We start from the raw sequence: 13,207 nt of genomic DNA, 5'->3' as shown, positions 1-13,207 counted from the left end.
GGCCGTCGGTGCAGGCAATCTACCGATCCACCCCGGGGGCCTCTGGGCGGGTTCGGGGCAGGGCAGGCCCCAGCCGCGGCGGCGGCAGGGCAGCGCCATCGAGCGGCCGATCCTGCTGCAGGAGCTGCAGCCAGCAGCCGGCGTTGGTCCGCAGCGCCACGAGATCGAGTCCCAGGGCCTGCTCGGGCGCCGAGCGCAGGCGACCCAGCCCCTCGCCGGTGAGGATGGTGGCGCCACGGCGGTTGCCCCGCTCCAGATGCAGCTGGGCCACCGCCAGCTGCAGGATTCCCTGCAGCACGGGGCGCAGAGGCCCGGCCGTCTCGTGCCAGAGCTCCTCGAAGCCGTCGTGGGCGGCATACCACGCGCCGGCATTGAAGAGGGCGACGGCCTCGCGGAAGCGAGGATCGGCCATCAGGACCGTCTCATCGGGATCCGGAGGCAGGGACACGGCACCGCGGGGGCGGATTCAGCGCTTGGCGGGCTTCCTGGCGGGCAGCTTGCGCAGGCGGATCGACTCGGGGGTCACCTCGAGCATCTCGTCGGGACCGATGTACTCCAGCGCCCGCTCCAGGGTCATCTGCATCGGCGCCTGCAGGGTGTCGAGCTCCTCGGCGCCGGCGGAGCGCATGTTCGTGAGCTGCTTGGTCTTGCAGACGTTGATCTCCAGGTCCTGGGGCCGGTTGTGTTCACCGACGATCATGCTCTTGTAGACCTTGGTGCCGGGGCTGATGAAGAACTGGCCACGGTCCTCGGCGTTCTTGAGGGCGTAGAAGGTGGCGGTGCCCTCCTCGAAGGCGATCAGCACGCCGTTGCGGCGGGCATCGAACTCACCCTGCATCGGCCGGTAGTCGAGGAAGGAGTGGCTCATGATCCCCTCGCCGCGGGTGGCGCGGATGAACTCGCCCCGGAAACCGATCAGGCCCCGGGACGGCACCAGGAACTCCAGCTGGGTGCGGCCGTCGTTGGTGTTCTCCATATTCTGCATCTCGGCCTTGCGGATGCCGAGCTTCTCGATGCAGGCGCCCACGGATTCCTCGGGCACATCCAGCACCAGGGTCTCGAAGGGCTCGTGGGGGGTGCCGTCGATCGTGCGGAAGATCACCTGGGGCTGGCTCACCTGGAACTCGTAGCCCTCGCGGCGCATGGTCTCGATCAGGATGCCCAGGTGCAGCTCACCACGGCCGCTCACGGCCCAGCGGTCCGGCGAGTCGGTGTCCTCCACCCGCAGGGCCACGTTGGTGAGCAGTTCCCGCTGCAGGCGGTCGCGCACCTGACGGCTGGTGACGAACTTGCCCTCCTTGCCGGCGAACGGGGAGTCGTTGACCACGAAGGTCATCTGCAGGGTGGGCTCGTCCACCTTGATCAGCGGCAGGGCCTCGGGGTTGTCGGGACAGGCGATCGTCTCGCCGATGTTCACCTCATCGAAACCGGCCACGGCCACCAGGTCGCCGGCGCTGGCCTGGTCGATCTCCACCCGCTGCAGGCCCTGGAAGCCCAGCAGCTTGCTGATGCGCCCGCGCTTGATGGAGCCGTCGTCGCGGATCAGGGCGGCGGGCTGGCCGGCCTTGATCACGCCGTTGTGGATCCGGCCGATCATGATCCGGCCGAGGAAGTCGCTGTAATCCAGCGTGGTGACCTGCAGCTGCAGGGGCTTCTCGGCATCGCCCACCGGCGGCGGCACATGGCGCAGGATCGCGTCAAACAGCGGCTTCATCGTGTCGCTGTCGGTCTTCATGTCCGGCTTGGCATAGCCGCCCATGCCGCTGCCGAACAGGTAGGGGAAATCACACTGGTCGTCGTCGGCGCCCAGCTCCAGAAACAGGTCGAGCACCTTGTCGACGGCCACCTCGGGATCCACCCGGGCCCGGTCGATCTTGTTCACGAACACGATCGGGCGCAGGCCCTTCTCCAGGGCCTTCTTGAGCACGAAGCGGGTCTGGGGCATGGGCCCCTCGTTGGCGTCCACGATCAGCAGACAGCCGTCCACCATGCCCAGCACCCGCTCCACCTCACCGCCGAAGTCGGCGTGACCGGGGGTGTCGACGATGTTGATGCGGATCCCCTCGTAATCCACCGCGGTGTTCTTGGAGAGGATGGTGATGCCGCGCTCCCGCTCCAGGTCGTTGGAGTCCATCACGCAGGTGGGCACCGCCTCGTTGTCGCGGAAGATGCCGGACTGCGCCAGCAGTGCGTCCACCAGGGTGGTTTTGCCGTGGTCAACGTGGGCGATGATCGCGATATTGCGAATCGGCGTGCCGGGATGGACGGCGCTCATACTTTAAGAATTCCTGCGTTCTGGTCTGTAGCCCAGCATTCACCCTAGCCTACTGGCCTGGCAGCGCCCGGGACAGGCAGCATGCGGGGCCATGTCCTGGGCCATGTGCTGGGCCGTGCTCAGGCTTGGTCAGGCCCGGTGGGCAGGCATGGTCAGGCGTGCTCAGTCGCGCTCGAGGCGGTGGGCGGCCTCGAACAGCTGGAGGGCATCGGCGGAGCCCTCGAAGCGCCAGTGCCAGGGCTCGTAGCTCACTCCCTGCGCATTGCCGGGAGGAAACGAAAGGATGAAATGGTGACGGGCGGCGTTGGCCTCCAGCCAGGCGAAGGCGGCCGTGCGCTCGAAACTCACCGAGAGGTGGCTCTGGGGTGCCAGGGCATCGCCCAGGTCGACGGCGTAGCCGGTGCTGTGCTCGGAGAACCCGGGGGGAGCGCTCACCTGGGCCCTTTCTCTGGCGCTCTGGTTGCGCTCCGACTTCACGTCAAAGAACAGTTCCTTCTGGAGCGCCACGGGGCGGAAGGCGCTGAGCAGCACCAGTTGCACCCCGTCGGCGGCGGCGGCCCGCTGCATCCCCAGCAGCGCCTGGGCTGCATCGCGGTGGAGGGCCTGGCCCGGAGCCACCTCCACCAGGGTCTCCGGGGAGGCTTCGCCATAGGGAAAGTGACCCAGCAGGCGTCCATCGGCCGTGGTGCGGGCGTCGAGGCCCTCCACGGGCGGAGGACTGAGCCAGAGCCGCAGGGACCGGGGAAACAGGAGCAGCAGCCCCAGGCCCGCGAGCGACACCACGAGCGCCAGCAGGCCCAGACGACTCAGCAGCTGCTGCCACACGGGTACCGGCACCCTGGCCCGCTCGGCCACGGGGATGTCGTCGGCAGCAGCGACCCGCCCGCCGGTGAGGGCCCGCAGGCGGGCGCCTCCGGGCTGGGGAGCTGACGGCTGCGGGGCGATGGCTGGTGACGTGGAGAAGGGGACGGCCGCGGCGGGGATGGCCGCGCTGTGTCACCGGCGGGCAACACACGGTGAAGATCCTAGTTGGGAAGCGGCAAGCAGGCCCCGACAGCCGTGGCAACGGTGTTAGGTTCCGGCCACTTCCAACTCCCTGCGGGACGATCTTTCGATGTTGCGAGTGGCAGTAGTGGGTGGCGGTCCCAGTGGATCGTGCGCCGCCGAGGTTCTGGCCAAGGCCGGCATCGAAACCTGGATCTTCGAGCGCAAGCTCGACAATGCCAAGCCATGTGGGGGCGCCATTCCCCTCTGCATGGTCAGTGAATTTGATCTTCCTGATTCCATCATCGACAGGAAGGTGCGCAACATGCGCATGATCTCGCCCTCCAACCGCGAGGTGGACATCCATCTTGACAACGAGGAGGAATACATCGGCATGTGCCGGCGGGAGGTTCTGGACGCATTCCTGCGCAACCGTGCCGCCGACCTCGGAGCCCATCTGATCAACGGTCTGGTCACCAAGATCGACACCGGCAAGAATCGCCAGGGTCCTTACACCCTCACCTACTCCGACTACAGCGGCGGTGAGGCCACCGGCGAGACCCGCACCCTGGAGGTTGACCTGATCGTCGGTGCCGACGGAGCCAACAGCCGGGTGGCCAAGGCCATGGATGCCGGTGATTACAACGTGGCCATCGCCTTCCAGGAGCGCATCAAGCTGCCGCCCGAGGAGATGAGCTATTACGAGGATCTGGCCGAGATGTATGTCGGCACCGACGTCTCACCGGACTTCTACGCCTGGGTGTTTCCGAAGTACGACCATGTGGCCGTGGGCACCGGCACCATGCAGGAGAACCAGGCCCTGATCAAGAGCCTGCAGGTGGGCATCCGGGAACGGGCCAAGAAGCGCCTGATCAAGGGTGAGGTGATCAAGGTGGAGGCACACCCCATCCCCGAGCACCCGCGCCCCAGGCGTGTGGTGGGTCGCATGGCCCTGGTGGGCGATGCCGCCGGCTACGTCACCAAGAGTTCGGGCGAGGGCATCTATTTCGCCGCCAAGAGCGGCCGCATGTGCGCCGAGCAGATCGTGGAAGCCAGCCAGGGCGGCACCCGTGTTCCCAGCGAAGCCGATCTGAAGAAGTATCTGAAGACGTGGGACCGCCAGTACGGCACCACCTACAAGGTGCTGGAAATTCTGCAGAACATCTTCTACCGCAACGACGCGGCGAGGGAAGCCTTCGTGGAGATGTGCGACGACAAGGACGTGCAGCGGCTGACCTTCGACAGCTACCTCTACAAGCGGGTGGTGGCGATGAACCCCTGGCAGCAGCTCAAGCTCACCTTCCTCACCCTTGGGGCCGTGCTGCGCGGCAACGCCCTCGCACCCCAGAGCTACAAGCCCGTGCCGAGCACGGTGCGCAGCGACGAGGAGGTGAACGCGATGCTGGCGGTGAGCAGCATCAAGGGCGGCATCAACGCCTCGCGCGAGAAGCGTGAGGCCAAGGCGGAGGCCGCAGCCTCGGCCGCCGACGGCACCGCCGCAGCGGCAGCAGCAGACAGCCGCAGCGCTGAGCGGGAACCGGCCGGGGTGGCCTGACCACCCCGGGCCGGCAGGCCGATTTCAGCTCATGATGGTCAGCCGTGTGGTTGTCAGCCCTTTGGTGGGTGTCAGCCGTTGATGCAGCTGAAATCGGCCAGCACCGAAGCCTGATTGCGCAGCAGCGCCAGCATGTTCAGACGATTGCGCCGCACGGCCGGATCGTCGGCCATCACCATCACGCTCTGCTCGCCGTCGAAGAACTCAGCCAGGGTTCCAGCACTGGCGGCCAGGGCCTCGGCCAGATGGCCGTAGCTGTGGGAACGACCGGCCCGCGCCAGGGGCTCCAGGCGGCGGAGCACCGTCAGCATCGCCGCCTCGCTGGGCTGCTCGAACAGGCTCTGGTCCACGGTGCCATCCACGCCCAGAACATCGCCGGCGAGATCGGCCTTCTCCGCCAACCGCGCGGCACGGGTGACCACCGCGCGCACGGCGTCGAGGCGTCCGTTCTGGCGCAGATCCAGCAGCAGATCCACCCGTTGCCGGGCATCGGCGGGGTCCCTGAGCAGACGCTCCACGGGCACGCTGTCACCGGCCACCGCCTGCACCAGATCCACCGCCACGCCGGCGTCGGCGTCCTCCAGCAGGCTCGCCAGCCGTTGCCGCAGCAGCTCGGCCAGATCCTGCGCCAACGCGGCGGCATCGATGCGGAAGTGGGGCAGGAGCGAGCTCCAGTGCTCGGCACCGCGGTCGAGCACGGCGAGCAGGTCGAGTTGCCACTGCCGGTCCCAGAGGATCTGGAGCACCCCGTTGCCGGCCCGACGCAGGGCGTAGGGATCGGATGAGCCGCTGGGGCGCTCGCCCGTGGCGTAGATGCTCAGCAGCAGTTCCAGCCGTTCGGCCAGGGCGACGACCGCGCCGGCATCGGACTGGGGAAGGGCGTCTCCGGCGCCCCGGGGCAGGTAGTGCTCCAGCACGGCCAGGGCGACCTGGGGGTGCTCCCCTTCCGCCAGCAGGTACTTGCCCCCCATCACCCCCTGCAGCTCCGGGAACTCGCCCACCATCTGACTGACGAGATCGTGCTTGCACAGATGGGCGGCACGCCGGGCGTGACCGGCCGCGGCGGCGGGGAGGCGCAGCTGCTCCAGCAGCACGTCCGTGCACCACTCCATGCGTTCCACCCGGTCCCGCAGGGAACCCAGCCCCTCGGCGAAGGTGACCTGGGCCAGGCGGTCGCGACGATCGATGCTGGCGGTTGCGCGGTCGCTGCTCACGAAGAACTCCGCATCCGCCAGGCGGGCCCTGAGCACCCGTTCATTGCCGCGGCGGATGGTCTCCCTGGCCTCCGGACGGCCGTTGGCGATGCACAGGAAACGGGGCTGCAGCTCGCCGCGGGCGTGCTGCGCCAGCGGATCGGCGGAGGCCTGGCGGTCCACCAGGGGCACGTAGCGCTGATGGGCGCGCATCACCGTGCTGAGCACCTCGGGCGGCAGGGCGAGGTAGCGCTCCTCGATCCGCCCCTCGATCAGCAGAGGTGCCTCCACCAGATCCACGAGCTCGTCGAACAGCTCAGCGGGGAGATCGGCCCTGGCGCCGTGGCGCTCCGCGGCGCTGTGCACCGCGGAGCGGATCCAGTCGGCACGGGCCTGCCGGTCCACCTCCACACCCGCAGCGGCGAGATCGTCGCGGTAGCTGGCCGCTGAGCGGATGTTCACCGGCTCGGCAGTGAGGCGATGGCCGCGGCTGCCGGCGGACGCCTGGACCGGGGGGTCGCAACCCTCCAGCTCCACGGGCAGCACCTCCGCGTCCAGGAGGGCCACCAGCCAGCGTATCGGCCTGGAAAAGCGGCGTTCGCCCGCACCCCAGCGCATGAAACGGCGGCCCTGGAGGGCCTGAATCCATCCGGGGATGAGCTCGCTGAGCACGGCGGCGGCCGGCTGGCCAGCCTCCACCACCCTGGCGAACACGAAAGGTCCGCGCGGAGTTTCGCGCACCTCCAGGGCCGCCGGCTCCACCCCGCAGCGGCGGGCGAAACCGATGGCAGCCTGGGTGGGCTGCCCGGCGCTGAAGGCCTGGGAGGCGGGTGGGCCCTTGCGTTCCTCGTGCCGGTCGGGCTGGGCAGCGGGCAGACCCTCCACCAGCACCGCCAGACGACGCGGGGTGCCGGTGACCTGGAGCGCGGACGGCTGGAGATGGCGGTCAGCCAGATCGCGGCTCACCAGCGCCTGCAGCTGGGGGAGGGCGAGACGGGCGAAGTCGGCGGGCAGTTCCTCGGTTCCGATCTCCAGCAGAAACGACGACACGGAACCAAGCCACGGCAGGGGCCAACTCTATGAATCCGGTCGCCGCCGGAACCCTGTCAGCTCCACCCCCCTGCCGTTCGCTACGGTCGGCGGGTTGAGGACATGACCGCGTGACCGTGACTGCCAACGCGTCTGCCGGATCCACCCGGTCAGCTCCCGGCTCAACGGCGGCCTCGACGGCTGCGCCCACCAAGTTCGAACAGCTCAAGGCCGGCAGCGGTCACCTGCGTGAGCCGCTGCTGACGGAACTCGGCAACGACCTGCCGAACTTCTCCGAGCCGGCGGTCCAGATTCTCAAGTTTCACGGCTCCTATCAGCAGGACGATCGCGACAACCGTCAGAAGGGGCGTGAGAAGGACTGGCAGATGATGCTGCGCCTGCGCAGTCCGGGCGGCCGCATCCCCGCCGACCTCTATCTGGCCCTCGATGCGCTCGCCGATCAGCTCGGCAACGGCACCCTGCGGGCCACCACCCGCCAGGCCTTCCAGATGCACGGGGTGCGCAAGGAGAACCTCAGGCAGGTGATCGGCACGATCGTGCGCCACCTGGGCTCCACCCTGGCCGCCTGCGGGGACATCAACCGCAACGTGATGGCCCCCGCGGCCCCCTATGCCAAGGGCGCCTACCCGGCCGCCCGCCAGCTGGCCGACGACCTCGCCGATCTGCTGGTGCCCCAGGCAGCCGAGGGCTCCTACCTGGACCTCTGGGTGGATGGGGATCTGAGCTACCGCATCAAGCCCAGCGGCACCACCCGCCGGGTGAGGGAGCGCCAGAGCGAGGGAGGCGTGTTCAGCGGCGACGCCGCCGAGCCCCTCTACGGCTCCACCTACATGCCGCGCAAGTTCAAGGTGGCCGTCACCGTGCCGGGCGACAACTCGGTGGATCTGCTCACCCAGGACATCGGCCTGGTGCTGTTCTGCGATCCCCAGGGCCGCCCCCAGGGCTGCAACGTCTACGTGGGCGGCGGCATGGGCCGCACCCACAACAAGGAGGAGACGTTCGCCCGCACCGCCGATCCCCTCGGCTACGTGGCCTATGAGCACGTGCTCGATCTGGTGCAGGCGATCGTGGCCCTGCAGCGCGATCACGGCGACCGCCAGCAGCGCCGCCACGCCCGCATGAAATACCTGATTCACGACCACGGGGTGGACTGGTTCCGCGAGCAGCTGCGCAGCGTCTACTTCCAGCACCCGATCCGCACCCTGCGGGACGAACCCCGGCGGCGCCTCGAGGACTATCTCGGCTGGCATCGCCAGAGCCAGGGGCTCTGGTTCGTGGGGCTGCCGCTGCTCTGCGGCCGTCTCGGTGGTGAACGCAAGGCGGGCCTGCGGCGGCTGGTGGACACCTACAAGCTCGAGGTGCGCATCACCCCGAACCAGGACCTGCTGCTCTGCAACATCGGCACCGCCCAGCGCTCCACGCTCAAGGCCGAGCTGGCGGCCCTGGGCTGGGAAAAGCCGGAGGACACCTCCCTGCTCTCCCGTCACGGCATCGCCTGTCCGGCGCTGCCCCTCTGCGGGCTGGCGGTGACCGAATCGGAGCGGATCTTCCCGGCGGTGCTGGAACGGCTGGAGTCCCTGCTGGAGCGTCTGCGGATCGACAAGCCGATCCTGGTGCGCATGACCGGCTGCCCCAACGGCTGCGCCCGCCCGTACATGGCCGAGATCGGCCTGGTGGGCAGCGGCGTCGATCAGTACCAGCTCTGGCTCGGCGGCAGCGCCCAGCTCAGCCGACTCGCTGAGCCCTACCTGGAGAAGATGCCCCTCGACGCCCTGGAGGCCACCCTCGAGCCGCTGCTGCTGGCCTGGCGGCAGGCAGGGATGCGGCGTGGATTCGGCGACTTCGTGGTGAAGAGCGGCCGTGAGGAGGTGGAGCGACTGCTGGCCGCTCAGGCCACCCGCCCGTAGCGGGCCGCCGCTGCGCCCAGACGCCAGGCCCAGAGCTGATCACCCCAGCTAAAGTGCCACCACTCGTTGGGGTGCTGGACGAAGCCCGCCTGTTCCATCACCCGCCGCAGCAGACTGCGCCTGGCGTGCCAGCGGCGGTAGCGCGCCTGGAGCTCCGGGTCCGGGCAGCCGCTGCAGGCGTGAAGAAAGTGATCGGGCTCGGACACCGCGCCGATCGCGTCGATGGCCGAGCCCATCTCCAGGGGCTCGCCATCGGGCCCGGCCAGGGTGAGATCCACGGCGGCGCCGGTGCTGTGGGGCGGCGGAGCATCGGGATCCGGATTGGGCGGTGCCCAGAAACGGCCCACCTCGGCGGCCACGGCGTCCCGGCCCGGGCCGGCTGCCTCAGGGTCCAGGCCCCGCTCCCGGCAGGTGCTGGCGATGCTGTACTCCACCATGAAGGCCTGCACGGCCAGGGGCCGCCAGGCGTCGAAGATCGCCAGACGCCAGGCGGGCTGGTCCAGGTGCAGCAGCTCCTCGGCCTCCAGCAGCCGCCGGATCACACCGCTGCGCAGGCGGAACGGAGAGCCGCTGTCGCCGTAGGGGGCCCCCAGGGCGGCATAGGGATGGGGCTCCAGCCGCCAGAGGGCTTCAGGCAGCGGCTCGAGCGGTTCGCCGGCATCACGGATGGGGATCGCATTCCAGGGTCGGCGGGACATCGCGTCAGTTCAGGGGGGCGGGCTGGCTGAGGGCGCGGCGCTGCCGGGCCAGCAGCGCCGCCAGATGGGGAAGCTGACTCAGCTCGGGATCGCGCTCCAGAATCCGGCGGGCCAACTCGCGCGCCCGCTCCAGCACCTCGCCGTCGTCCGCGAGGCTGGCCAGGGCGAGATCGGGCAGGCCGCTCTGGCGCGTGCCGAGCACCTGGCCCGGGCCACGCAGGCGCAGGTCCATCTCGGCGATCTCGAAGCCATCGCTGGAGCGCACCAGCACCTCCAGACGCTGCCGGGCCTGCGGATTGCGACCGTCATGCACGAGCAGGCAATGGGAGGCGGCGGCACCACGCCCCACCCGCCCGCGCAGCTGATGCAGCTGCGCCAGTCCGAAGCGCTCGGCGTGCTCGATCACCATCACGCTGGCCTCCGGCACGTCCACCCCCACCTCCACCACCGTGGTGCTCACCAGCAGCTGGGTGTCGCCCCGGGCGAAGGCGGTGATGGCCGTCTGCTTGTCGGCGCTGGCCATGCGGCCGTGCAGCAGGCCCACCCGCAGGTCGGGGAACACCTCGCCGGCCAGCTGGCGGTGCACCTCCACCGCCGAGCGCAGATCGCTCTTCTCCGACTCCTCTACCAACGGCAGCACCACATAGGCCCGCTGGCCCCGGGCCACCTCGGCGCGGATCAGGTCGTAGGCCTCCTGCCGCTGAGATGCCTTCAGCAGGCGGGTGCGCACGGGGGTGCGGCCGGGGGGCAGTTCATCGATCTGGCTCACCTCCAGGTCGCCATGGAGCGAGAGCGCCAGGGTGCGGGGGATAGGGGTGGCCGTCATCGTCAGCAGATGGGGCTGCAGGCCCTTGTGGAGCAGGCGGTCCCGCTGGCGCACCCCGAAGCGGTGCTGCTCGTCCACCACCACCAGCCCCAGGCGGGCGAACTGCACCGGGTCCTCGAGCAGGGCATGGGTGCCCACCAGCAGCTGCAGCTGTCCGTTGGCCAGGTCGTCGAGCAGCTGGCGCCGCCGCCGCGCCGGCGTGGCGCCGGTGAGCAACCCGCAGTTCACATGCAGCCGCGGCAGCCAGGCGGCCAGACGCGCATGGTGCTGCTCCGCCAGCACCTCGGTGGGAGCCATCAGCGCTCCCTGGCAGCCGGCCTCCACAGCGGTGAGCAGGGCGGCGACCGCCACCACGGTCTTGCCGCTGCCCACATCCCCCTGCAGGAGCCGCGCCATCGGCTGCTCGCGGGCCAGGTCGGCGCGGATCTCCGCCAGCACCCGTTCCTGGGCGGCGGTGAAACCGAAGGGCAGGAGCTCCAGGAAGCGCTGCACCACGCCCGCCCCGCCGGCGGGGCTGCCGGCGTGCGGGGCGGCGCCGGGCGCAAGCGGCGGAGCGGGTCTGGCGGTGAGCTGCCGCCGGCGCTGCAGCAGGCCGAGCTGCATGAGCAGGAACTCATCGAACACCAGCCGCCGCCGGCTGGCCTGCAGCTGGTCCCGGTTGGCGGGGGCGTGGATCTGCTGGAGGGCCGAGGCCCGTTCGATCAGGCCCTCGGCCTGGCGCACAGGCTCGGGGAGCGGATCCGGGCAGCCCGGCAGCAACGGCAGCACCGCAGCGATGGCCTGACGCAGACGATCGGCCCCCAGGCCCTCGGTGAGCCCGTACACCGGGATCAGACGGCCGATCTGGGTGGAGCGCACCGGGGCCTGGGGGCTGGAGAGCACCTCCATGAGGGGATCCTGGAACTGGGGCCCGTAGGGCCCGTCCTTCACCAGTCCGCTCACCGCCACGGTGGCGCCGCTGGGAAACTGGCGCTGCTGCAGTTTCAGCCAGGCGGGAGAGGTGAAGCGCTTGCCAGCGTAGAAGCGGCTCACCCGGATGCGGCCGGTGGGATCGGCCAGCTGCAGCTCCAGGATCGCCAGCTGCGGATTGCGCGGACTGACGAAGGTGCGGCAGCTGCGCACGGCAGCGACGATCGTGGCCGTGGTGCCGGGCTCCAGGGCATGGATGCGCACCAGGTTGGCGTAATCGAGATAGTCGCGGGGGTAGTAGTGGAGCAGATCTCGGGCCACGAACAGGCCCAGCTGCGCCATCCGGGTTGCGGTGCGTGGGCCCACACCGGGAATCTCCGCCAGGGGTGTGTCTGCCGTCAGCCGGGCCAGGGCAGCTGGGGCCGGGGCGGGCTCCACCAGGCGCAGCCGTGGGGGGCCCGGGGGATCCGCCGGCCTGCTGCGTTGCCGCCAAGCCTGCAGGCACTGGCGGCAGCGTGTCACCAGGTGCTGCCGTTGGCTCTGGGTGAGGTCGGAGTAGCGGGTGAATTGCTCAGCGAGCTCCAGCTCGGTGGCAGCCGGGCGCAACCCTTCCGGGGGCTGGCGCAGGCTGCGGGCAAGGAAGACGCTGAAGCGCTCACGCCGGCCGGTGAGGTCACCGAAGCCCCTGTCGGACTCCAGCTGCAGGGCCTGGTGAAGGGTGCGGAACCAGGACTCGGCGGCGGCCGGATCTACAGCTGTCGGTACCTGGGGTTGTCCTGGCGCCACAGCTGTTCCGCCTCGAGGGCCTGCAGACGGCGCCTGAGGCGCCGGTGCCGCTCCGCCATTCTGCGCACCTCCTGGCGGTGGCGTTGCAGGCGGCTGCGGCAGGTGCGCAGGCGCGGGTAGTCCAGCTCCAGGTCGGCCGTGCGCAGGAGCAGCGCCACCGACTCCAGTGAACCGGCCAGGGGGTCGGGAACGGGCAGCTGCAGGCGCAGCAGGTTGGCGGGGGCCGCCAGCTGCTCCAGTTGTCCGCTCAGGGCGGCCTCGAGGAGGTTGAGCGGCAGCAGGCTGTGGCTCAGGCCAGCTCGCAGCAGCTCGGCATTGAGGCCATGGGAGAGATCGAGCAGCCGGCGCGCCAGCGCCCGTTCGATGCCGTCGAGCCAGGTGAGCAGCTCCACCGGTTCACGGGGCAGCAGCCCTGAATCCCAGAGCGGGGGCGCACCTTCGCGCAGATGCCCAGCAGGGATTTCAGCGAAGGGATCGGCAGCCTGATCGGGGCCGTCGTCCGGGGAAGGGTCCGGAGGATCGCCGCCGGGTGCTTCGCCCCGGTCGCCGCCGGCTGGCCAGGCCTCGTGTCCCCGCCACCAGGTCATGGCGACGGGGGGGGCCAGACTCAGCCGCACGGAACCATCGGCTTCGCCGGCAGCGCCGGCCCCAGCATCGTGGTCGCTGTCGGCTGCGACAGCTCGCAGCTGGGTCAGCCACGCCTGCTGCCGCTGCTGGCGGCCGCTGGCCAGTGCAGCGGCGAGCTGGACCAGCTGTTCGACGGTGAACAGGCTGCCGGCCTGCCGCACCAGCGCCGCTGCGCGCTCATGCAGGCCGCGGCGCCGATCGGCAGGCAGCTCGCAGTAGCGCCGGGGGTGGAGGCGCGTGGCCAGATGAAACAGGGCCTTCTCCACGGCGTCCGGCAGGTGTTCGCGCAGCACCTGCAGGTAGAGGGCCAGGTCCCGGTAGAGCGCCGGATTGACGCCCTGCAGGGTCACGCTGGCGTGTTCGATCTGCCGTCGCACCTCGCTGAGGGCGTCGGCCT

General features: G+C 70.0%; 9 protein-coding genes. 2 read left to right on the top strand and 7 right to left on the bottom strand.

The genetic code is table 11. From position 1 onward, the window contains the following. Positions 1 to 19 precede the first annotated feature (19 nt). The 3 genes from KBY90_RS03435 to KBY90_RS03425 all read right to left on the bottom strand — a co-directional run bounded on the left by KBY90_RS03435 (position 20) and on the right by KBY90_RS03425 (position 3,130). Positions 20 to 412, bottom strand: a complete 393-nt coding sequence (locus KBY90_RS03435; protein ID WP_254967173.1) for a DUF309 domain-containing protein — start codon at positions 410 to 412, stop codon at positions 20 to 22. A 54-nt stretch (positions 413 to 466) separates the two neighbouring features. Then, positions 467 to 2,275 (bottom strand): translational GTPase TypA, encoded by a 1,809-nt coding sequence (gene typA / locus KBY90_RS03430; RefSeq protein ID WP_254967064.1) that lies wholly within the window; start codon positions 2,273 to 2,275, stop codon positions 467 to 469. A 162-nt stretch (positions 2,276 to 2,437) separates the two neighbouring features. After that, the gene (locus KBY90_RS03425; protein ID WP_254967063.1) at positions 2,438 to 3,130 is read right to left on the bottom strand and encodes a D-alanyl-D-alanine carboxypeptidase family protein; all 693 of its coding nucleotides are present in this window, start codon (positions 3,128 to 3,130) and stop codon (positions 2,438 to 2,440) included. Between the two features lie 259 nt (positions 3,131 to 3,389). On the opposite strand from KBY90_RS03425, the gene chlP reads away from it, so the two are divergent. Continuing rightward, positions 3,390 to 4,814, top strand: coding sequence for a geranylgeranyl reductase (gene chlP, locus KBY90_RS03420; protein WP_254967062.1), 1,425 nt, complete (start codon positions 3,390 to 3,392; stop codon positions 4,812 to 4,814). Between the two features lie 71 nt (positions 4,815 to 4,885). Here the strand turns inward: chlP and glyS are convergent, their stop codons facing one another. Then, positions 4,886 to 7,057: a glycine--tRNA ligase subunit beta gene (gene glyS, locus KBY90_RS03415; protein WP_254967061.1), complete on the bottom strand. Its 2,172-nt coding sequence runs from the start codon at positions 7,055 to 7,057 to the stop codon at positions 4,886 to 4,888. A 116-nt stretch (positions 7,058 to 7,173) separates the two neighbouring features. On the opposite strand from glyS, the gene KBY90_RS03410 reads away from it, so the two are divergent. After that, entirely contained in the window at positions 7,174 to 8,964 is a 1,791-nt protein-coding gene (locus tag KBY90_RS03410) for an NADPH-dependent assimilatory sulfite reductase hemoprotein subunit (protein WP_254967172.1), read from the top strand. On the opposite strand, the gene KBY90_RS03405 is transcribed toward KBY90_RS03410, so the two are convergent. Genes KBY90_RS03405 through KBY90_RS03395 form a run of 3 tightly spaced genes read right to left on the bottom strand, consistent with a single transcriptional unit; the run spans position 8,946 to position 13,187 of the window. After that, positions 8,946 to 9,662 carry a M15 family metallopeptidase gene (locus KBY90_RS03405; RefSeq protein WP_254967060.1) on the bottom strand — a complete coding sequence of 239 codons (717 nt, stop codon included), beginning with the start codon at positions 9,660 to 9,662 and terminating at the stop codon, positions 8,946 to 8,948. The genes KBY90_RS03410 and KBY90_RS03405 overlap by 19 nt on opposite strands. A 4-nt stretch (positions 9,663 to 9,666) precedes the next feature. Beyond that, a complete protein-coding gene (gene recG / locus KBY90_RS03400) occupies positions 9,667 to 12,183 on the bottom strand; it encodes an ATP-dependent DNA helicase RecG (RefSeq protein WP_254967059.1) in 2,517 nt (838 codons plus the stop codon). Further along, on the bottom strand, positions 12,147 to 13,187 hold the full coding sequence (locus KBY90_RS03395; protein ID WP_254967057.1) for a hypothetical protein: 1,041 nt from the start codon (positions 13,185 to 13,187) through the stop codon (positions 12,147 to 12,149). Before KBY90_RS03395 ends, recG begins: the two co-directional genes overlap by 37 nt. Positions 13,188 to 13,207: the final 20 nt, after the last annotated feature.

The sequence above is a fragment of the Cyanobium sp. CH-040 genome (assembly GCF_024346135.1).
Lineage (GTDB): Bacteria > Cyanobacteriota > Cyanobacteriia > PCC-6307 > Cyanobiaceae > NIES-981.
Note: the sequence above shows the minus strand (reverse complement) of the source record. Positions and strands in the feature narration are given on the sequence as shown.